The sequence below is a fragment of the Arthrobacter sp. ISL-30 genome, assembly GCF_018613855.1.
Lineage (GTDB): Bacteria > Actinomycetota > Actinomycetes > Actinomycetales > Micrococcaceae > Arthrobacter.
Map to the genome: position 1 here is coordinate 102,520 of NZ_JAGGPK010000020.1, position 22,102 is coordinate 124,621.

General features: G+C 63.2%; 14 protein-coding genes and 4 pseudogenes. 10 read left to right on the top strand and 8 right to left on the bottom strand.

The window, feature by feature from the left end; translation table 11 throughout:
• Positions 1-73 precede the first annotated feature (73 nt).
• From J7E82_RS08790 to J7E82_RS08800, 3 genes and pseudogenes are all read left to right on the top strand, one after another.
• Positions 74-2,542: a beta-glucosidase gene (locus J7E82_RS08790; RefSeq protein WP_214862272.1), complete on the top strand. Its 2,469-nt coding sequence runs from the start codon at positions 74-76 to the stop codon at positions 2,540-2,542.
• A 226-nt stretch (positions 2,543-2,768) separates the two neighbouring features.
• Positions 2,769-3,054 (top strand): annotated as a pseudogene (locus J7E82_RS08795) (F0F1 ATP synthase subunit A); the annotation flags it as partial.
• A gap of 633 nt (positions 3,055-3,687) precedes the next feature.
• A pseudogene (locus tag J7E82_RS08800) lies at positions 3,688-3,828 on the top strand (IS256 family transposase); the annotation flags it as partial.
• A gap of 466 nt (positions 3,829-4,294) precedes the next feature.
• Here the strand turns inward: J7E82_RS08800 and J7E82_RS08805 are convergent.
• From J7E82_RS08805 to J7E82_RS08825, 5 genes are all read right to left on the bottom strand, one after another.
• Positions 4,295-5,209, bottom strand: coding sequence for an ATP-binding cassette domain-containing protein (locus J7E82_RS08805; RefSeq protein WP_214862230.1), 915 nt, complete (start codon positions 5,207-5,209; stop codon positions 4,295-4,297).
• Between the two features lie 15 nt (positions 5,210-5,224).
• Positions 5,225-6,274: an ABC transporter permease gene (locus J7E82_RS08810; protein ID WP_214862231.1), complete on the bottom strand. Its 1,050-nt coding sequence runs from the start codon at positions 6,272-6,274 to the stop codon at positions 5,225-5,227.
• Between the two features lie 53 nt (positions 6,275-6,327).
• On the bottom strand, positions 6,328-7,299 hold the full coding sequence (locus J7E82_RS08815) for a substrate-binding domain-containing protein (RefSeq protein WP_214862273.1): 972 nt from the start codon (positions 7,297-7,299) through the stop codon (positions 6,328-6,330).
• A gap of 111 nt (positions 7,300-7,410) precedes the next feature.
• A complete protein-coding gene (locus J7E82_RS08820) occupies positions 7,411-8,202 on the bottom strand; it encodes a TIM barrel protein (protein ID WP_214862232.1) in 792 nt (263 codons plus the stop codon).
• Positions 8,199-9,320, bottom strand: a complete 1,122-nt coding sequence (locus J7E82_RS08825; protein ID WP_214862233.1) for a Gfo/Idh/MocA family oxidoreductase — start codon at positions 9,318-9,320, stop codon at positions 8,199-8,201. Before J7E82_RS08825 ends, J7E82_RS08820 begins: the two co-directional genes overlap by 4 nt.
• A 108-nt stretch (positions 9,321-9,428) precedes the next feature.
• Here J7E82_RS08825 and J7E82_RS08830 point away from each other — a divergent pair, with 108 nt between their 5' ends.
• Positions 9,429-10,466, top strand: a complete 1,038-nt coding sequence (locus J7E82_RS08830; RefSeq protein WP_214862234.1) for a LacI family DNA-binding transcriptional regulator — start codon at positions 9,429-9,431, stop codon at positions 10,464-10,466.
• A 676-nt stretch (positions 10,467-11,142) separates the two neighbouring features.
• Here J7E82_RS08830 and J7E82_RS08835 read toward each other — a convergent pair.
• Both J7E82_RS08835 and J7E82_RS21195 read right to left on the bottom strand, forming a co-directional pair.
• Complete coding sequence (locus J7E82_RS08835) at positions 11,143-11,796, bottom strand: aspartate/glutamate racemase family protein (protein WP_214862235.1); 654 nt, start codon at positions 11,794-11,796, stop codon at positions 11,143-11,145.
• A 228-nt stretch (positions 11,797-12,024) separates the two neighbouring features.
• Positions 12,025-14,665, bottom strand: a pseudogene (locus J7E82_RS21195) (trehalase-like domain-containing protein).
• A 1,014-nt stretch (positions 14,666-15,679) separates the two neighbouring features.
• Here J7E82_RS21195 and J7E82_RS08845 point away from each other — a divergent pair.
• The 5 genes and pseudogenes from J7E82_RS08845 (at position 15,680) to J7E82_RS08860 (ending at position 19,315) form a co-directional block, all read left to right on the top strand.
• Complete coding sequence (locus J7E82_RS08845; protein ID WP_214862236.1) at positions 15,680-16,189, top strand: GNAT family N-acetyltransferase; 510 nt, start codon at positions 15,680-15,682, stop codon at positions 16,187-16,189.
• 181 nt (positions 16,190-16,370) lie between these two features.
• Positions 16,371-16,595: a helix-turn-helix domain-containing protein gene (locus J7E82_RS20645; protein WP_251041632.1), complete on the top strand. Its 225-nt coding sequence runs from the start codon at positions 16,371-16,373 to the stop codon at positions 16,593-16,595.
• Positions 16,596-16,600: 5 nt separating this feature from the next.
• Complete coding sequence (locus J7E82_RS08850) at positions 16,601-17,794, top strand: Mu transposase C-terminal domain-containing protein (protein ID WP_308113719.1); 1,194 nt, start codon at positions 16,601-16,603, stop codon at positions 17,792-17,794.
• Positions 17,791-18,602: pseudogene (locus J7E82_RS08855) on the top strand (AAA family ATPase). The gene J7E82_RS08850 and the pseudogene J7E82_RS08855 overlap by 4 nt, the downstream one beginning before the upstream one ends.
• Before the next feature lie 110 nt (positions 18,603-18,712).
• A complete protein-coding gene (locus J7E82_RS08860) occupies positions 18,713-19,315 on the top strand; it encodes a recombinase family protein (RefSeq protein WP_214862237.1) in 603 nt (200 codons plus the stop codon).
• 488 nt (positions 19,316-19,803) lie between these two features.
• Here the strand turns inward: J7E82_RS08860 and J7E82_RS08865 are convergent, their stop codons facing one another.
• Entirely contained in the window at positions 19,804-20,520 is a 717-nt protein-coding gene (locus tag J7E82_RS08865) for a transcriptional regulator (protein WP_214862238.1), read from the bottom strand.
• Positions 20,521-20,712: 192 nt separating this feature from the next.
• On the opposite strand from J7E82_RS08865, the gene J7E82_RS08870 reads away from it, so the two are divergent.
• Positions 20,713-22,050 (top strand): MFS transporter, encoded by a 1,338-nt coding sequence (locus tag J7E82_RS08870; protein WP_251041635.1) that lies wholly within the window; start codon positions 20,713-20,715, stop codon positions 22,048-22,050.
• The last annotated feature ends 52 nt before the right edge of the window (positions 22,051-22,102 follow it).

Below are 22,102 nucleotides of genomic sequence, written 5' to 3' on the forward strand. Positions count from 1 at the left end.
CCAGCCCATTTCGCTAGGCGCCGAGTCCTCTTCCCTCAAGGCCTCCTCTACGGGTCCCATCGGCATCATTACGATGCAATCTCCCGACAATCTCGATGAGAGCCGCCTCCGTGAACTGGCGGAGAGTCTTAGCCTCCAGCAGCAGGTCCGACTGCTTACCGGCGCGGATGTCTGGTCCACCCACGCCATCCCGGAGATCGGGCTGAAGCGCGTCGTACTGTCGGACGGTCCCTCCGGAGTGCGGGGTGAGGACTTCGACGAGCGCCACGACTCCATCTCTCTGCCGTCCTCGTCCGCGCTCTCTGCATCCTGGAGCGTGGAACTGGCCCATCGGTACGGTCAGGTGCTGGGCCAGGAAGCGCGACGCAAGAACGTCAACGTCGTCCTCGGCCCTACTATCAACCTGCACCGCTCACCACTGGGGGGACGCCACTTCGAATGCATGAGCGAAGATCCGCGGCTGACAGCCACCCTGGCCGCCGGTTACGTTTCGGGCGTGCAGTCCATGGGCGTCGGCGCCACACCAAAGCACTACGTGGCCAATGACTCCGAAACCGACCGCTTCACCGCAGACTCCGTAGTGGACGAGCGAGCCCTGCGCGAGCTGTACCTTGCCGCCTTCGAAGACGCCATTACCGAAGCCCGGGCCTGGCTGGTCATGAGCTCCTACAACTCGATCAATGGCACCACCGCCAGCGAGAACAAGCTCCTGGAAAACCCCTTGTCCACCGAATGGGGCTTCGACGGTGTCGTGGTTTCCGACTGGACCGGCGTGCGTTCGATAGAGGCCGCCAACGCGCACCAGGACCTGGAGATGCCGGGACCCGTGGGCCATTGGGGCGACAATCTGCTGGCCGCCGTCCAGGACGGACGGGTCAGCCGCGGCAAGATCCTTGAAAAAGTCATCCGCATCCTGCGCCTCGCCGCCCGCGTCGGGTCCCTCCGAGGCTTCGAGCCAGCCGTCACCCAACTGCCGGCACGGCTCGACGGCGGCGCCGTCGCCCGGGAGGTAGCAGTAAGAGGCGCCGTGCTGCTCCGCAACGAGGGCGGCCTCCTCCCCTTGGATGCCAAGGCCCTCAAGAGCGTGGCCGTGATCGGGCACAACGCCGATGAGGCCCGGATCCAAGGCGGCGGCAGCGCCACAGTCATGCCCAGATACACAGTCTCGCCGCTGGAAGGGCTCCGGAAAGCATTGCCAGCGGACGTCGCGGTCAGCTACGCGCGCGGCGCCAAGGTGGCCGAAGGTATCCAGCCCTTCCGTCGCGGAGAGATGACGAATCCCGTCAGCGGCGGGGACGGTGTCCTCCTCACTTTCTTCGACAAGGACGGCACCGAGATCTCCTCCGAGGACCGCTTCGCCTCCCAGCTGATCTGGTTCGGCATCGGCATCCCTGACGGTGCCGCCAGTGTCCGGACGCTCACCGACTGGAGCGCACCCACAACAGGCACCCACCATCTGGGCGTCGCGACCGTCGGGCGCATCTCCCTCGCTATCGACGGGGATGTGCGCTTCGACGACGAACTGGTCGACGAGACCGAAGTGCTCGGCGCCGCTCTCTTCTTCCCGCCGTCGTTCAGCACACCCGTGCAGGCCACGGCCGGGCAGAAGATCCGCGTGGAGGTCAACTACCAGCTTGAGGGCGACGGCCCCATTCCGTTCAGCGTGTTCACCTTCGGCGTCGAAGCCGTGGTGGAGGACCCGCAGGCGGAAATAGCCGAAGCCGTCGAAGCTGCGCGCACCGCCGACGTCGCTGTGGTGGTGGTCGGCACCAACTCCGCGATCGAATCCGAGGGCTTTGATCGCAAGGACCTGGACCTTCCCGGTTACCAGAACAAGCTGGTGGAGGCCGTGGCCGCAGTCAACCCCCGCACCGTGGTCGTGGTCAATTCCGGCGCGCCCGTCCTCATGCCCTGGCTCGACAACGTCGGTGCCGTCCTGCTCGGCTGGTTCGGCGGACAAGAATTCGGCACCGCCATCGCAGACATCCTGCTCGGCAAGGAGGAACCCGGCGGACGTCTGCCCACCACGTGGCCAGCCACCCTGGAGGACGTCCCGGTGCTCAGCACGACGCCCGTGGACGGCAAAGTGGTCTACTCGGAGGGAATTCATGTGGGCTACCGGGCCTGGCTCAAGCAGCAGGACGAAGGCGGCGCCACCCCCGCTTTCCCGTTCGGCTTCGGACTCGGCTACACCACCTTCGATCTAGGCCGGCCGCACGCTCCCGCGTCAGTTCCCGCCGGACAGGACGTCCTGGTGCACGTCCCCGTGAAGAACACCGGGTCCCGCACCGGCCGCGAAACCGTGCAGGTCTATCTGGCCCGCAGGGAGTCCGACGTCGAACGCCCGGTGCGCTGGCTGGCAGGCTTTGCGGGAACACACCTCGCCCCCGGCGGTACTGACAGCGTGGAAGTGCGCATCCCCGCGCGGGCATTCGGCCACTACGACGGCGGCTGGAAGTTCGAACCCGGCGCTTTCCAACTCCTCATTGGCCGGAACGCCGACGACGACACCTTCCAGGCCTTGGAGATCCAAGTTCGATAGCCGGCCGTGCGTCCCCGTTACCTTTTCCCGGCGGGTCTAACGGGGAGAGTTGAGACCCAGCGCAGGCTCTCAAGCAGGACATCCGTGTGCGTCATAGTCGCCTCCGCCATCGATCGGGGGCGACCATGTCCCGGCCTGCCGAGATGCGAAGGTAGCGCCAGCCGGAAATTGAGGGGCACGGGGTTCAACAGCACTCACGGGGCGCACGCAGTTCCGCCGACCCTCGTCCGGTATTCCCTGGTATCCTCCGATCGTTATCCCGATCGAGATCATCTCCACCTTCGTGGTCCGACCCGTCACGCACAGCCTCCCGTCTGTTCGCAACCATACTCGCCGGACACCTCATCGTAATGATCGCCGGCTCCGGCATCGAGTTCCTCATTACGTAGGAGATCCTGTTCAAGGGAACCTCTGTCTTGGTCCTCGCTGCCCGGAGCATCGCCATGTACTTGCTTGACGCCCTGCTCATGGTCCTACAGGCCTACGTCTTTACGCTGCTGACAGCGATCTAGATCGAAGGCGCACTTCACCCCGGGCCCAACTCGCGCGCCGCCGCGTGCCCCCAGACACCGACCGTAATGCGATGGGCTGGGCGCACAAGCCGCTCCCCCACCACTGCGCGCTCCAGCATCTCGAATGATCCTGTGTTCCCATGCGCTCAAATTGCCCACAAGCAGCGCCAGTCATGTAGCTCCCACCGGGCCACAGCATGAAGGTATGACCGAGGAATCAGGAATCCCGGCTAGGGAACAGGCCTAAACTTCAAAAAACTTTGTCCCGGTCATGCAGTAGCCCATGAAAGCGACCATGAACATGCATAAGTACAAGAACTCACAACGAGCAGCGTATGGCACCGGTCCTCCTCGCCGAACCTGGTCATGTCGCCCCGGCCGCCCAGAACCATGAACCAGTGAGAAGCGAAACCATCGCCCAACCCAAGAGTAAGGAAGCACCGGCCACAGAAACGGTCAGCCACAACTGAACACGGGCACGGCGCACACGCCGTAAAACGACACCACGGACAAGGTGTGTACAGCGTCCACACCTATCCGCGAAACCCCGACGACGTAGGCCGGGAAAATGCGGGACTGTGGAAATAAAGGTGTATCTGGATCGACACGCCGGGCGGTGAGCCTGGCGGGGAGCTAAAGTGCCTGTATCTGGTCACCCGATCCCTCGATCCGACCGGTGCCGGCAGGACCCGATGGACAATGCGCTGGAAGCCCGCTTTGAACGCCTTCGCCATCACTTTCAGCGACCGATTCCCGGCAACTGAAAACTTCTAAAACAAACCGCCGGATACACCGTTAAAGAGATAGTCCCGAAAATGCCGGAATCACCCTTAAAAAAGGGGATGCCCGCCATCGCCGGTCCGATGGTGGCGGTGTCTGCTTCGGGTCATCCGCGAACACACGCCACAAGAGTCCGGTGCCGTGCCGATAACCAGATTTCATAACAGCGAGATCTTTCTGATATTTCGTGGTTGGGTCGGGGCAGGCGATTGGCTATTGCTGCGCGGGCGCTGCGTTTCTTCCGCTGTCAGTTGACGCCAAGCTTTCTTGGAAGGCACTGATGAACTCGCCTCTAGGTTTGGAGGTTACGCTGCCCTGCCTCCGTGGTTCTGAAGGCAGGGCGATGGTCGGGCTTTGTGGGAGCAGCAGGATGGGAAGCCTTTCCTGCTGCTCATGAGTTGATGCGTGGTCAAACGGGTACCCCCCAGCGGGGCCGACCGGCGGCGACTGCTCTTGCCGGTCAGCCGGCTCTGCCGCCAGCCGGAGCGACGTCGGCCATCTCGCCGTGGACTTCCTTGACGATGTCGCCGTGCCCGCCGAGCTGTTCGAGTTCGTGGGCGAGTTCTGCGAGTTCTGCACCGCCGGCCATCTGGGCGGTCAGCTCGTCGAGGGTGATGTCCTTCTTGTCGTAGTAGCCGATGGAGCGGCCGCGCTTGAGCAGCAGGAACCGGTCTCCCACGGGGAAGGCGTGGTGGGGGTTGTGGGTGATGAAGATGACGCCCAGTCCCCGATCGCGCGCCTGCAGGATGTAGCGCAACACCACCCCGGACTGCTTGACGCCCAGGGCAGCGGTGGGTTCGTCCAGGATCAGGACCTTGGCGCCGAAGTACACGGCGCGGGCGATCGCGACACACTGGCGCTCACCGCCGGAGAGCTGGCCGATGGGCTGCTCGACATCGCGCAGGTCGATGCCCATGTCAGCGAGCTCTTTCTTCGTGATGTCCTTCATCTTCTGCACGTCCAGCTTCTTGAACGGGCCGACGCCGGTGGTCAGCTCGGAGCCGAGGAAGAAGTTGCGCCAGATGGGCATCAGCGGCACCACGGCAAGGTCCTGGTAGACGGTGGCGATGCCGGCGTCCAGGGCTTCGCGGGGGCTGGAGAGCTTCCGCTCCTCCCCCATGATTTTCAGTGTGCCCTCGTCGTGCTGGTGGAGTCCGGCGATGATCTTGATTAGTGTGGACTTTCCGGCGCCGTTGTCACCGAGCACGCAGGTGACGCGGCCGTTGTCCACGGCCATCGTGACGTCAGTGAGGGCGACGATGTTGCCGTAGTGCTTGCCCACGCTCTCCAGGGAGAGCAGGTGCACGGGGGTGTGGGTCAGCGGGTCCTTTTCATCCTTGAGCAGCTGCTGCTGGTCGATCTGCTTGGCGTTCATGATTTTGTTGCCCCTTTACTTGAGCTCTGCGCGGCGTTTGACGATCAGGTTCACGATGGTGGCCAGGAGCAGCATCAGGCCAAGGAAGAACTTGAACCAGTCCGGGTTCCACTGGGCGTACACGATGCCCTTGTTGGCCATGCCAAAGATGAAGGCCCCGATGGCCCCGCCCACGGCGGAGCCGTAGCCGCCGGTGAGGAGGCAGCCACCGATGACCGCTGCGATGATGTAGAGGAATTCGTTGCCCACGCCTTCGCCTGACTGCACGGCGTCGAAGGCGAACAGGTTGTGCATGCCCAGGATCCAGCCGCAGAAACCGACGGCCATGAACAGGCCGATCTTGGTGGCTTTGACGGGAACACCCACTGCGCGGGCGGCGTTCGCGTCGCCGCCGACGGCGAAGATCCAGTTGCCCACCTTGGTGCGCAGCAGCACCCAGGACGCCACGGCAACCAGTGCGATCCAGATGAAGACGGTGTTGTTGACATCCACACCGGCGATGTTGACTGAGGAGGCGAAGATAGCGCGGGCCGCCTGATAGCCGTCCATGCTGGAAATCGACGGGGACGACACGCCGCCGCCGATCAGCCGGGTCAGGCCCAGGTTCAGGCCGGTCAGCATCAGGAACGTTGCGAGGGTGACGATGAAGCTTGGCAGCTTGGTCTTCATCAGGATCCAGCCGTTGATGAAGCCGATGCCTAGGGACACCACGAGCGCCAGGACCACGCCGACCCACACGTTCATGCTGAAGTACCAGCTGAACATGGACGCGGTCAGGGCCGAACTGATCACGGCAACACCGGTGGAAAGGTCGAACTCCCCGCCGATCATCAGCAGCGACACTCCCACCGCCATGATGCCGATGGTGGAACTGCCGTAAAGAACGGTGGCGAAGGCGTTCGGCTGGATGAACGTCTGGGAGACAGAGGCGAAGAAGACGAAAAGGACGATCGCGCCCACGAGGGCGCCGACTTCCGGCCGGCCGAGTAGCTTCTGCAGAGGGTTGCGTTTTGCAACGCGCTCATCTGCCACAGCTGGTTTTGTCAGTGTTGAGGTCATGGTCATGATGATTCTCCTTGCTTCCGGGCCCGACATTGGCGGGCCCGGCTAGCGGGCTGTTAGCGGATGCCGTCCTTGGCGAACTTGAGGACGTCGGTGGCTGCAGCCTTGTCTACGACGGACGGACCGGTCAGCACAGGCTGCCCGCCGCCGATCTTGAAGCCGCCGCGCTTGGCCTGCCACAGAGAATCAATTGCGCCATAGCCCTGCAGCCACGGCTGCTGGTCAACTGTAAAAATCACATCCCCGTCAGCAATCTTCTGGGCAAGCTCCGGGTTCATGTCGAAGGAGGCCACCTTGGCCTCGCTGCCGGCGCCGGTCACGGCCTTCAAGATGGTCAATGTGTAGGGCGCACCCAAGCCAACGATTGCATCGGCATCAGCAGTAGCCTGCAGTTTGGCGGTAACCGTAGAGGAAACCTGGGCCATGTCGGTACCGGGAACGTACAGGATCTCCGTTCCGGCCACCTTTTCCTTGACCCCTGCGCAGCGGGCTTCCAGACCCACGTGCCCCTGCTCTTGGATAACACAGATGGGGTGTTTGAGGCCCAGTTCGCTGAGCTTCGTTCCGACGGCCGCGCCAGCGAGCTTTTCGTTGGATCCGAAGTGAGTGAAAGCGCCCAACTGCGCAGAGATCGATTCGCCGGCATTGAGGCTAACCACAGGAATCCCGGCGTCAGTAGCCTTCTTGAGGGAGTCCTTCAACGCATCCGGCTTGGCAAGGGTCACGGCAATGCCATCGACCTTTTGGTCAATCGCCTGCTGGATAAGCTGTGCCTGGCGTCCGCCTTCGGAGTCGGAAGTGTAGAGCAGTTCGACATTATCCTTCGCGGCGGCCTCCTCGGCCCCCTTGCGGACGATGTCCCAGAACGTGTCACCTGGAGCAGCGTGAGTGATAAGCGCAACCTTCATGCGGGGAGTCGAGGCGACCTGGCCGCCTGCCCCGCCAGCTCCGGCTTCGGCCGGTCTTCCTCCTTGGCTTGAGCATGCGCTCAGCGCGATCAGCGGGATGACGGCGGCCGCCACTGCCATTTTTCGTATGGTCGATGTCTTCACGGGTGGATCTCCTTTGATTCCAGTGGTGCGGGTTTCCTCTGCACCCGAGGGGCCCGGCAGGGTGGGATGAAACTGGCTGGTGTGTGATCAGCTGTTAAAGGCTGCACGGAATGCGGTCAGGGCAGCATCCCCGGCTTCCACGGTGTCACCGCGGGAAGCTCCCGCCTCCAGGCCGATGACGCCGGTGTAGGCGGCTTCCTTCAAGGCTGTGGCGACCGCGCTGTAGTTGATTTCCCCTGTGCCTGGCTCGAACCGTCCCGGGACGTCGGCGACCTGGATCTCCCCGATCCATGGCCGGGCGGTTCTGACGAGTTCGATCAGGTTCCCTTCTCCGATCTGGGCGTGGTAAAGATCAAGCATCATCCTGACGTTGGGGTGGTCAACCGCGGCGACGAGTGCCAGGGTGTCTTTGGCCCTGGCCAGTGGGATTCCCGGATGGTCAAGGATGGTGTTCAGGTTCTCAAGGGCGAAAGTCACCCCGTGTTTCTCCCCCAGAAGGGCGAGGCGTTCGAGGGTGCGTAGCCCGGTCAGCCACATCTGGCCGCTGGACCGGTGGACGGGCCGGACAGCGCGTCCGCCCTCGCCAAGCTCAGCAGGGTGGACGACCATCCGCTCGACGCCGAGTTCGAGTGCCACAGGGATCAGCTTCTCCGCGGAGGACAGGACCTCGTCGGCGTTGTCGGAATCGATCAGGCTGCCGCCGAAGTATCCGCTCATCGAGGAGAACCGCGCCCCGGTTGCGGCCAAGGCGGCGATGTCCCGTCCGCGGGTGTCCCACAGCTCGATCTCGAAGCCCTGCTGGTGAATCCTGTTCACCCGTTCGATCAAGGGAAGATCGCCGTAAACCATTTCGGCGCAGACGGCCAGGCGGAAGCTCATGCCTTCCCGCCTGCCAGGTGAAACTCAGGCTCTGCCGCGCGCAGCTCGGCGATCGATGCGATCTCGACTGACATGCCGGATTCCGCCGAGCGCACGGCCGCCAGGGCCACCGCGAGGGCGTTGCGGGCATCGGTTCCCCCGGGGCCGCGGGAGCCTGGAGCCTGCAGGCCGTCACGGCCCGCTTTAATGGTGTCGACGAAGTGCGCGACTTCGGCTGTGTAAGCGGCGTGGAAGAGATCGACGTTCAGCCGGACGGTGGCTGAACGGATGCCCGCGGCGGTGTAGCTTGTGGCGCTGGACGCCTGAGGGCCTCCCGCGGCAACCATGCCCGCGGAACCGAACACCTCACCGCGAACGTCGTAGCCATACAGGGCATTGAAGTTCGCCTCGGCGACCGCAATGGCCCCGTTGCTGTAGGTGACGGTTACAACGGCTGTATCAAGGAGCCCGCCCGGCTTAGCTTCCGGGGCGACCAGCGCGTCCGCTACTGCATGAACACGTACGGGAACAGCACCCGGGTTCAGCCAATTCAAAGTGTCGAAATCATGAATGAGGGTCTCGAGGAAGATCGTGCCCGGTGGAATCCGCTCAGGATTCGCGATGCCGGCATCGCTGCCTGGGTCCCGGGTGAGCGACCGCAGCAGTTGCGGGGTTCCTACCACGCCTTCGTCGATGAGCCTGCGTGCGGCAGCGAAATCAGGCGCGTAACGCCGATTAAAGCCGAACTGGACCAACACCCCTGCAGCATCGGCTGCGTTGAGTGCTTCATCAAGCTCCTCCACGGTGCGGCCACCGGGCTTCTCACAGAAGACGTGCTTCCCTGCGCGCGCCGCGGCAGCGATCAAGCCGGAATGGAACCGTACCGGCGCCGCGATCAGCACGGCATCGACGTCCGGGTCAGCAAGCACATCTGCCGGATCAGTGCTGATCTTGGCAACGCTCAGACGCTCAGCCAGGGACTCCACCGCAGGAAGCGCTGGATCAGCGATTGCTTCAAGCCGGGCGTTCGGGATCCGCAGCGCGACGGACTCGGCGTGGAATTTTCCTATCCAGCCCGCTCCGATCAGGCCAATACGGACCGGCCGGGCTTCAGCGACCTGATGCTGAAAGTAACTCATAAGACCTCCTGAGGAAGTGGTTTAGATCGTTCTAGTGAGAAATATGATTGCATGTGACTGTCATCACGTCTAGATCGTTCTATAAACTAGCGGCAGCTAGGAGGAGATATGACGGAACAACAACGTCGCCCCACCCTGATTGACGTGGCCAAAGCGGCCGGAGTCTCGCGCGCCCTTGTTTCCATCGTGATGCGCGACGCGCCGGGCGCTTCCGAAGCCACCAGGGACAAGGTACTGGAGGCGGCCCGGGAGCTTGGCTATCGGCCCGACACGCGCGCAAGGTTGCTCCGCAGCAGCCGCACCAAACTCCTTGGCCTCAGCTTTTCCAGCTCCCAACCCTTTCACGCGGAAATAGTCGATGCAGCCTACGCCGAGGCCGCCGCCAAGGGGTACGAAGTCGCCCTCAGCGCCGTGGCGAACGGCCGACCCGAGACGCGTGCCATCGAGGCGTTGCTCGATTTCGGCTCCGAAGCACTCATCCTGATCTCCCCCACCCTCAGCAACCAAAGCCTGACACGTTACGCCAGTCACGTTCCCGTGGTAAGTCTCCTGCGCGAAAACGTTGGAGACCTCGTCGACTCGGTAAGCAGCGACGACAACGCAGGAATCCGAATGGCTGTGGGGTACCTCGCTGCGCTGGGCCATCGCCAGATCGTCCACGTGGACGGCGGAACAGCCATATCAGCGGCGCAGCGCCGGGCCGCATTCCATACTGAAATGCTCCGCCACGGCCTGAAACCCGTAACGGTTCCCGGGGGGCCAAGTGAAGAAGACGGCCTCAGGGCAGGCCAACTCCTCCAACTCGACATGCCATCCGCTGCCATCGCTTTCAACGACAGATGTGCCCTCGGCCTCATGGAAAGCCTTCGCGCCAATGGGCTTCATGTGCCCAACGACGTGTCCGTCCTCGGATACGACGACAGCCAGTTCGCCCGGCTCAGCTACGTGCAGCTATCGTCCATCAGCCAAGACGCGCCACTCCTCGCCGCTGCTGCTGTTGACCGCGCAGTGGACCGGATCGAGGGCAACCAACCACCAGCCCACGTCATCAGAACACCGCACCTGGTTAAGCGCAAAACAACCGCTCGCCCCCGACAGAGCAGCCTCCCAGGGGACCAAAGCCGTCATCAGCCAAGTGAGGGATAGCTTGCGCCGGATGATCGAAAGGCTGCAGCGGGAAATTCCGCTGAGGCTAACGCAGTGACTGCTTCCTGAAGTCGAATCTATGCCAACCCCGATCACTAACGAGTGTGGAGAACTGGTGCTCATATCCGCAATCAATACACACTGTAAGCGGGTTTACGTGACGTGCTAAAACGTCGCGTATGACGGTCCCCCAACCCGACGCCTATGGACCAGCCTCTTGCCGGAAGCATTCGGCGTGAACACTCCCTGTGACTGTCGTTAGGAATGGCGGTTAAATGGCACCTCGAAATGGCCGTTCTGAGGTCCCGTTCGAGGAACCGCCGGGGTGACCGGTGACCTGCGCTGCCGTACAGGTCGGGCGCCTTCTAATCCCTGCCGCCGCGTCCCGGTAGCGGGCTTGGTCAGGACGTGGCACGGGTCCGTCCGTCAATTGTCTCCTTGGGCCTCCACCGGGCCGGAACTCGCCGGTTTCCCCTTTCCACCTCTGCTGGCTCCACAGTGGTCTTCCCGTACCTGGCGCAGATCAGCGGCGATCGGGGCGAACTGGGGGGCCGTGCAGTTGTTTGTCGACGTGGTCCTGAGTGGTGGGTAATGGCTTGAACGGCGAAGTACTGTCACCGGAGCAGCTTACGCAGGCGAGGCCGGCATTCAACCGGCCGCTGACGCTTGCCGGGGTTCAAATCTTCTGCAGCTCCGGGGCTGCGAGGGCCGAGACGAGCATGGATCCGGCGGCGGTGACGGCGTCAATGACGGGGACCCTGAGTCTGCGGCGGAGAACCTCGGCCATGCCGATGCTGCTCAGCCCGGTACTCGCCTGAACGATGACATCAGCCCCGGCATCGACGAGCATCTGGGCTGCGGCGAGGGCGTCGAAGATGCCCGTGGGCATCAGAAACGCGTCAGGCGTCTCGACACTTTCGGGACCGTCAATGAGGACCATCCGTTCGCCCAGGTATTCAGAAACCGGTCCCGGCACCCGGTGCCTGAGCCCCAGCACGCCGACCCTGCCGCCGAAGGTCAGGGCGGCGGCCGCAGCCGCGGACCCTGCACCAATTACGGGGACGCCCACCAGGGCACGGGTTTCCGCCAGGCCGGGCTCCGAGGCGCAGCTGATGATCAGCGCATCGGCCTCTTCGGCCATTTCCCGTGCCAGCTCGACGACCTTCGGTGCGGCGGCCATGAGTGACGCTTCGTCGTACACCCCGGAAGGCTGGCCCGGAATGCAGCGGGAGGTGACAGTGAAACCGAACGTCTCCTGCAGCAGCTTCCCATGGGCATGGAGCAGACGCCGGTCCGACGTCGTCAACACCCGAATAAGTCCTACACGCATCAGCAGTTCCCTCCCCCGCACGGATTCATCAATTCCAACGCTAACCGGACGATATTTCCCCACTTTTACAGGGAGGTCACCACCAGTGGCCATACCGGCTCCGATTACATGAAACTTCGCCTTGAACCGCCTGACCACGCGGTTGGACGCTCCCCGTCGCAACTATCTGGCTGCCGTTCAGCTCGCTGCATCGCTCGTCTGGCTAAAGGCCTGCTTTAGCGACACTCCTTAGTGCTTTCGGGTTTCCAGGCCGTCCTGGTGGGCGGCAAGCAGCCGGCGGCAACGGATGCAACCGAGGTGTGAGTAGGCCTGCGGATGGTTCCCCAGGTGGGTTTCGGTGCCCGGATCGTACTCTTCGGGCAAAAGTCCGGTTGGTCCAAAGAGGTTCACCAACTGGTCGAAAAGGTCCCAGGCCTCCTCGATCCTGCCGACCGCGACGTACGCCTCGATCAGCCAGGTGGTGCAGATGTGGAAGCCGCCCTCCAGGCCGGCAGGCCGTCGTCGTACTTGTACCGGAAAACGGTGGGCCCCACCCGAAGTTCCCGCTCCACCGCCCGCACGGTATCCAGGAAGCGCTGGTCCGTGACGTCCAATAGGCCGGACAGCCCGATGTGCAGCACCGCGGCGTCCAGGTCCGGGCTGTCGTAGGCCACGGTGTACGAGGAGGCCGAGTCATCCCAGCCTTCCCGCAGCACTTCGTCCCGGATGGCGGTGGCCGTGGGTTCCCAGGTGGGTCCAGGGGCGCGTCCGTGGCCGGGCAGCAGCCCGCAGCGCCCGGTCAAGGGTCACCCAGCACATCACCTTGGTGTAGACATGGTGACGGGGTGCACGCCGGGCCTCCCAGATGCCGTGTCCGGTTCCTGCCAGCGGGCCAGCACCGCCGAGGCCATCTGGACCAGCTCCCAATGGTCGTCGTCGAGCGCTTCTTCCCTGGCGCTGAGGGCGTGGATGAGTTCCGCGATGGGACCGGAGACGTCCAGCTGGACCTGGTGGTCCGCCGCGTTTCCGATCCGGACGGGCCGGGAGCCGGCGTAGCCGGGGAGGCAGTCGATCACGGACTCCGTGGAGAGCGGCGCCCCCGTGACGGAGTAGAGCGGATGCAGCCACTCCGGGCCCGGGGCGTGCTCGAGGATCCGTCCCAGCCAGCCCAGGAATCCCGCCGCTTCCTGCGTGGAGCCCAGGTCCACCAGGGCATTGACGGTCATGGAGCCGTCACGCAGCCAGCAGTAGCGGTAGTCCCAGTTGCGGGTGCCGCCGATGCCTTCGGGCAACGAGGTGGTGGGGGCGGCCAGCACTGCGCGGGTGGGTTCGTGGACCAGGGCGCGGAGCACGAGTGCGGACCGGCGGACAAGGGAGGGTTTGACGGTGGGCAGTTCCAGGGTCTGAACCCAGTTGCGTGAGGAGAGTGCGACGCCGGCCCGCCGCTCCGTTTCGCCGCCGGGGTCCGCTGGTTGCGGCCCAGTGTCGCCGCAGCGGAGGTTGAGCACCACCGGACCGTCCTGCAGGTTGACTGCGGCCGTGGCGCTGGCATGCCGGCCATCCGAGGCGACGGCAAAGCGCACGCCCGGCGCGAAAAGGGTGATGGGATCGGACGTTCCTACCACATGCAGCTCGTCGCCTCGGACCTCCATGCTGAATGGCGCGTTGGCATAGTCCGGGCGGGGCGCGAACACGATCCTCGCCGCGCCGCTTCCGGACAGCACCCGGACAAGGCTCGTGATCCCATCCGGAGCTGGTTCAAGGTAATCCGTGACAGTGACGTCCGTCCATCGCGTCTCTACGATCATCGTACTGTCCACGTAGCGCTGGCCGAGCACCTGGGAGGCCTTGACGGGCCCCACCGAAAAGTGGCCCGCCGCCTCGCCGCCCAGAATGTGGGCAAACAGGGAGCCGGAGTCCGGCAGGGGTTGGCTCATCCAGCAGATCCTGGCGTCCGGCGTAACCAGGGCCGTTGAGGAGCCGTTGCCGATCATCGAGTGCCGCTCCAGCCCTACGGCGTCCTTGCCGAAGAGCCATGCCCGCCGCAGTTCAAACAGGATGGCAAGGATCCTGGCGAAGGATTCCGGATCGCGCAGCCGGTGGGCCTGCACGTGTCTCCCCGGGGCCGACGTGCAGGCCCATGTCCGGGCCCCGCAAGGTGGCGATCGCGAGTTCGTCGCTGTACGCGTCGCCGGCATACATGGCGGCGCTGGCGCCTAGCCTGGACCGGAGGTTTTCCAGGGCGTCAGCTTTGCACGGTTCCACTACGGACAGGTCCAGGACAGACCCGTCCACGATGAAGAACAGCCCGTGGTGACGTGCGATGTCCGGGCGGTGGCGGTTACTGCCGCCACCACGTCTGCCGTCGCGGGCCGGGTGTGGATGGACACGGCTACGGGTTTCCGCTCGATCCAGATGCCCTTCTGAAACCCCACCGCTTCGTTGAGCGCTGCGCTGACCTTCTGCAGGACAGTTTCCGTGGCCAGTGGCTGTACGTGTGCGAACCCCATGTCCGACTCGGCACCGTGCGAGCCAATCAGGTGCACTTCCGCCGGCAGGCGGGACACGGCGGCGAGGTCACGGAGGGAGCGCCCGGATATGACGGCGGCGTGGGTGTTGGGCAGCGCGGCCGGGGCGCGCAGGGCAATCGCCGCGCTGCCCAGCGGCAGGGTCTCGGTGGAGATGCCCTCCGCGTCGCACAGCGTTCCGCCGTAATTGCAGGCCACCAGCAGCCCCGGAACCCTTGCGAGGACTTTGAGTTCGGCCAGCAGGGAGGGCGTCAGCGGTCGCCGGCCGCCTCCGACTGGACGAAGGAGCGGAGCAGCCCCAGTGGAAGGGACCGGGTGAGCAGCGTGGAATCCGCCACGCTTTGGTTCAACGGCGTTGGCATTCGTGCACCCCTTAAGGCAGGAAAGGCAGCCGCAGGATTGCCGGCGACGACCGGGCGATGCCCCTCACCGATATTCCGGCATGAGGACTCCGGAGGGGCACTCCTCATGGTCCGCCCGGGCAGTTTCCCCTGAATGTCCCGATGATTGCCGCGGTGTTAAGTCCGCGGCGCGAAAACGACGACGGCGGCCCGCAACCGTCGTCGTCCTTTCGATGCCTCGGGCTAAGCGCGTGGAGTACTTTCATCCTCGTTCTTGGCGCTGAGAGGTTTTGTTACAACGCGCAAAGTCTCTTTGATGCTTCGTCTGCCGTGCATCGCTTGGTTGATGAGCGGATATCGGCTCTGCCTGGGCTTTCTTTTGTCTTCTCATACCTGGTAACAGAGAGGTGACTGTGCCCCGCTATCACGGCCGACTTGCCAACCTGGCCCCAGGTAACGACCACACTCAACCTGCAGCATCACTAAGCGCACCCTGGGAGAATGATGACCCGTAATTCCCAGCATCAATGCTAAAACACCGGCATTAAACCGAAGCATCACTGCACCGAAACGCCACCGCAACCTCTCGCGCCTAGGCTCGAAGCGGGGAACGAGAGCAGGAGGACCTGATCATGACGGCAGACAGGGACCGGATCATCCGGTCATGCGCGGAACTTTCACCAGGTACCCAGATTGAAGCTTGGCACCATGGACGGCTCATACACCACGGATGGGTCAGCGCAACCATTCCATCCATGGGCATGTTCTGGATCATCGACGCAAGAAACGGGACACGCAAACTCCTAGACGTCGAAGCATTGGAAGTCATCCCACTCCCCGGCCCACCCCTTGCAGCAGAGCAACCGCCAAGTGCCACGCCCGCGGCCTGATTCACACGACCGGGCCCACCCTGCCAAGGAGAGAACGTTGGACGCGCGGGGATTAAACGGAATGAGCTTTTTGCTCAAGCCCACGCACAGATTCGCCCCACACTTCGGGTAGGGTTTCGTTTCAATATCGGGCGGAAGTCAGGTCATGGTCTCTCTAATCGCACTGGCAGCGCTTCTTGAACCGCAGGATCTCAAACCTGCAGCCCGTTCTCCCCAGAGCATTAAGGCCACGGACCTCCCGAAACTTGCAGCTCTTTATTCGCAGGCCTACGCCGACGGAACGAGCCATACGAACACAGAGAAGGCAGCCGACAGGATCAGCGCCGTCTTCGAAGGTACCCACGGAGCCCCCATTCCCCAAGCTTCCCTATTAACCGCTGACGCAGACGGGCGCATTATCGCCGCCATCATCACCACGGACCGAGCACTCGGAGACCGCGGATCCAGAACCGCTTTCATAGCAGAACTTTTTACCCATCCCGATCACCGCCGGCAGGGCCTCGCCGAAGAACTCCTCAAGCACGCCATGCAGGCCCTGCACGACGCGGGACACAGAACCCTGGCCGTGACCGTAAACATCGATAACGCCGCCGCCATCGCCTTCTACTTATCCCGAGACTTCCGGCGCCTCACTCAACCTGCGGAGAACGACTAAACCAATCTCGAGGAGAATGGGTGGACTGGGGCCGATTCAAGCAGCCCTGCAACCATTCAGAATTGACCGTTTACCGGGCCCTCCGGCGGGAGCCGTCACCTGCCGCGGTGCGGCGCCGCTCCGGACAGAAGACGATCCGGTGACTGGCGGAGGCAGCACCCTGAACGGGGAGGCTGCCTCCATGCTTGAACACACGGCGTTCTTGCGCTGGCAGATTTTGCGCCGGCGTGTCGAAGACGGAGTGCCACTGACGACACTGGCCGCGCAGCAAGGCATAGGACTTCGAACGCTTCAGCGCTGGCATGCGGCCCATAAACGTCACGGCATCTCCGGGTTAGCGACAGCAAAGCGCCGGACCGCTCAGCGCAAGACCAACCCCGAATTGGTTGCCCTGATGAGGGGCTAGCCCTGGTGAAACCAGCCCTGCCGGTGGCCCTTATCGCCCGCATGGCCAACCGGGTCGCTGCCGGCCACGGCTGGCCGCCGCTCTCCTACAGCACAGTCCGGTCCATCACTGCCGGCCTTGACGCCGGCATGAGAACGCTCGCCCAGCGGGGAACGGCTGCATACCGGGACAACTATGAACTTGCATGGCGACACCGCGCCGAGCGGCCGAACGCGATATGGCAGGCAGACCACACCGAACTGGACATCCTCGTGCTCGACGCCAACCTGAAACCGGCACGGCCTTGGCTCACCACGATGCTGGACGACTACTCCCGCGCGATCTGCGGCTACACAGTCTTCCTTGGGGCACCGTCGGCCACGAACACAGCCCTGGCACTTCGGCAGGTCATCTGGCCCAAAGCCGGGACTGGCTGGCCGATGTGCGGTATCCCGGACGTCCTCTACGTTGACCACGGATCGGACTTCACGAGCAACCACCTGACCCAGACCGCGAAAGACCTTCACTTCGAAATCACCTACTCCACGGTCGCCCGGCCGCAAGGACGGGGCAAGATCGAACGGTTTTTCGGCACCGTTAATACGGTGCTGCTGGCCGAACTTCCCAGTCACCTGAGCCGCGGCACCCCGCCGGCCCCGGGAATAACCCTCAAGGAACTCGACGAGACCATTGGCCGCTTCATCATGGCGGATTACCACCAGCGCGAGCACCCGGAAATCAAGGCGACCCCGCACAATGCCTGGACTGGCGACGGATGGCTGCCCAGGCTGCCGGCATCGATGGACGAACTCAACCTGTTGTTGCTGACGGTGGCCAAACCCCGGATCGTCCACCGTGACGGCGTGCACTTCCAAGGCCTCCGATACGTCTCACCCTTGCTGGCCGCCTACGTCCGCGAACCCGTCACCGTGCGCTACGACCCGCGGGACATCACCGAAATCCGGGTCTTCCACAAGAACCAGTTCATCTGCCGGGCCGTGAACCCTGACCACGAAACCTCAACCATCACCCTCAAGGACATCCAAGCCGCACGGTCGGCCCGCCGCCGCGAACTTCACGGACAAATCAACCAGCGGATCGCCGTCGTAGCCAAGCACCTGCCTGACCTGGCACCAGCCAAACAGGCTCCGGCCCCCGAGCCGACGGACCAGCCAAAGAAGCGTCCAAAGCTCCGCACCTATCTGGAGGACGACCGATGACAGGGCAAGGCTTCATTGCCACCAAAGAACACCGCAGATTCGTCGAGTTCGCTGACGCAGTGCGCCGCCAGCACACCATCGGCATCTGCTACGGCCAAGCCGGCATAGGAAAGACCCTCTCCGCCAGACGCTAGGCCAACTGGCACAAGGCGCAGAAGCTCCTGGAGGAGTGGGGACCCCGGGAAGAATCCGACCATCAGGTCTATGCCGCACTCTCCCGCTCCCGCACCGTCTTCTACACCCCCGCAGTGCTCACCACCCCCAAACAGATCCACGGCGACATCGAGCACACCAGCTCACGCGTATCGATCTGCGTGGACCAACACCTGTCCGACATGGGCAAGGGAACGGGACCCCACACCCGCGTCAACAAATACGTCGAACTGCTCATCATCGACGAATCAGAACGTCTCAGCGCCACAGCCCTGGAACTATTGCGCGACCGCTACGACCGCGACAACGTAGCCCTGATCCTCATCGGCATGCCCGGCATCGAAAAATGGTTCAGCCGCTACCCCCAGCTCTACAGCAGGGTCGGATTCGCCCACGAATACCGTCCCCTCGAACAAGAAGAACTGCATTTCGTCCTGCGCGCCGCTGGCATAAACTAGGACAAGCCCTGGACCCCGAAGACTTCACCGACGCCCAGGCCATTGCCGCCGTCGCCCGCATAACCAGGGGAAACTTCCGCCTCATCGACCGGCTCTTCACCCAGGTCGAACGCGTCATGAAAATCAACGAACTCAACACCATCACCGACGACGTCATCGAAGCAGCACGCTCAACACTCGTCATCGGCATCAGCTAACCGCCAAACCGCACCGGCACGCGCAACGCCGGCGCCCGGTCCACCTCGACGACGGAGACGAAATCCAGAAACATCAGACACCAATGGTGGATGAGACAAAGGGAGGCGAAGTGGTAACTATCGGATATGCCAGGATCAGCACTGCAGAGCAGTCTGCAGAGCTTCAAACGGCTACACTGCGGGAAGCCGGCTGTGACTGGATTTTCACAGATCATGGCGTGAACGGCACACGGGCCGGCCGACCCGAGCTGGACAAGATCTTTGACCACCTTCGCCCCGGGGACGAGCTGGTGATCTGCAAGCTGGACCGGTTGGGTCGCTCCACGAAAAAGCTGCTCCAGTTCATCGAACTGCTGAACGCGAAAGGCGCGACACTCAGGTCCGTGACCGAGGGCATTACCACCACCGGCCCAAACGGCAAGGCGATGCTGACGATCCTGACCGCTCTCGCCCGGCTCGAACGTGACACGGCAACCGAGCGAACACAGGCAGGCATGGCCTTCGCGGCAGCCCACGGACGCAAAGGCGGACGACCTTCCATCACAGCGGAAAGCGCGGCCGTGAAACGCGCCCACGAACTCAAAGCAGCAGGTATCAAACCCGCCGACATCGGCAAGATAGTCGGGCTCAGCCGGGCGACAATATACCGCTACCTGAACATCGGAAGCGATGAACAGGGCCAGGCCGGCGGCGAATGCGCCACCAAAACCTGATGTCGACACCAAGCAACGATTTCATTGACCGGCCACGCCGACGACTGGAACTTCGACCGTCCGTAGGACGCCAACGGAACCAAGAAACCGCCGTCCTCAACTGCGATTTAACCGCCATTCTCCGCTAACAGTCACATACTGAAGGGCCGTGCGTGCCCCGTCCGGCGTCTCGCAAAACCGTTGATTTACGAGACCTGATATGTGGGATAGGGGCTGTCCCAGCTACTCGCAAGGTGGGGGAACTAACGTTCGCGATAGTGACGTGAACGTCCCTTATTTCGGGCATGGCGCCGGTAGCGGATGCTCGCTGATGTTGTCCGATACCCTGGCCGACCATTACACCTGGCGATTCAGGAGGCGGTTCGATCCTGGATCGAAACCATGCCAGGTCCACCTGCCGGCTGGAAGTGTCATTAGCATACCGTCGGGGACGCGCAGCCATCGGCCGTAAATGCGCGGCCACCGAAGCCTTTCCTGAGTCATGCGAGTCACGCGCTGTCGGCGCGCGCCTCATCGAGGTAGGAATACGCCGTTACCCGCGAGATGCCCAGTCGCGACGCGATGTGCTCCATTCCCTTGCGCATTTGGAGTGCTCCTTGCTGGTCTAGCTTCCTGACCACTGCGACGCGGTCGTCCCTCGTCATCTGCGCGACGGGCTTTCCGATGGCGCGGATCGCGTCGGTGACCATCGCGTCCATGACGGCCACCAGATCCTGTCCGAAGAACTCGTTCGGCTCATCGGGCGACTCGGGGGCGGCTTGCGGAATCAGTCCGTCGAGGAGCGCCCGGGCCTGTTGCAGCGCGCTGACGTCGACGTTAACGCACAGCGCAGCGATGATCTTGCCCTCCGTGTTGCGGAAGTAGACCGACGAACAGCGCAGTTGCCGGCCATCGCTTGTGAAGCCGCGGTACCCGAAGGCGTTGTGGTCGGCATCCTGATTGTGGATTACCCCGGCACCGAGGCTGCTCGAGGGGCCGCCGACCTTACGCCCGGTCACATGCCCGTTTTCGATGGCGATGATCGTGTGCTCGAGATCGGGGGAATCTGCAGACAGATCGTGAAGCACGACTTCGCAGCCAGGACCGGCAGCTGCGGCCATCGCGCGCATCGCCGGTCGGTACACCGCGCACACCTCATCGATCGACTCGTAGGTTCTCGGCTGTACTGGCATGTTCTTCGGCGAGACGGCCGTGTCGGTCTGCATTCTGTTTCCCTCCCTGCCCTAACAGATTGTTAAACCTGTAGACATAATGTCTAGACTGGTGCTAACTTAACGTTTTGTCTAGGCACCTACTTTACGCGAACGGCGGCGAAAATGCCCAGATCTCAGGGACGAGGACTGGCTCTCCGGTTACGCCACCGCGTTAAATCTTATACAAAGAGTAAGGAGGCCCTTATGGCCAACTCAACGATGCAGCCCACAATCGGGCTACGCGCGATTCCCCGAAAGGACCGCCGGACGATCGCCGGCGCTGCCATCGGCACCATGATGGAGTACTACGACTACTACCTCTACGGTCTTGCCTCGGCTGTGGTATTCCCTGCGGTGTTCTTCCCCGGGGAGGAGCCGATCATCGGCATGCTCGCATCGTTCGCCAGCTTCGCGGTCGGCTTCTTGCTGCGCCCCGTCGGCGGCATCCTGTTCGGTTACGTCGGCGACAGGTTCGGACGCAAGATGTCGCTCATGATCACCGTTGTCGGCATGGGAATCTGCACTGCAGCCATGGGACTCATCCCGTCGGCCGCCACGATCGGGATAGCGGCGCCGATCCTGCTGGTGTTTTTCAGGATGTTGCAGGGCCTCTTCGTCGGCGGCGAGATGGGACCCGCGGCCACACTCGTCGTCGAGTACGCACCGCCGGGCCGCCGTGGCCTCTTCGGTGCACTGCTCATCACCGGCGCCGGCGTCGCGAACATGGTCTCCGCTGGCCTGATGGGGGTGCTGGGATCCGGGTCTGATTCGTTCTTCATGACATGGGGTTGGCGTATCCCGTTCTTGTTCGCCGGGGTTCTCGCGGTCGTCGCGGTCGTGCTCCGAAGCAAGCTCGAGGAGTCGGACGAGTTCAAGACGTACAAAGAGACGATTGAGCTGGGGACAGTCAAGCGCAAGAACCCCCTCAAGGAGGCTTTGCGTCACCCCAAGAACACGATTCTCGGCCTCTTCATTGGTCTGCCGCAGAGCATCGCCGGTTACGTCGTGCTGACTTTCGGACTGGGCTACATGGTGAGCCAGGGGACGAAAGCCGAGGTCGGTTTCTTCGGCACGATGATCGTCGGCATCCTGCAGATCTTCATGGCGCCGCTCTGGGGCCACCTCTCTGACAAGGTCGGCCGTCGCCGGTTCTACATCATCGCCTGCATCATTTTCGTGCTGCTGCTGTACCCGGCGTTCGCCCTCTTCAGTACGGAGATGGCGGTCATGATCTGGCTCGGGATGATCGTCGGGTTCGTCATCCCCGGTGTCGCCATGCAGGCGACATTGCACACGATGCTGACCGAGATGTTCGACGTCGAGTCGCGCACCACAGGCGTGAACATCGGCTACCAGTTCTCGAACACACTCGGCGGCGGCTTCGCCCCGCTGATCTGCACCGCGCTGTTCGCAGCGTTCGGCAACATCTGGCCGGTCATCATCTATGCGGCCGTGATCGCGATCGCCGGTATCATCGCGACGGCCTACGCGTCGATCAGGCCCGACACTAAGAACGCCGGACGGCTGCGGGAGCTGGACTGAGCGCGAGCGGCATCCGTCGACCACCACTGACCAACTACAAGAGAAAGAGGAG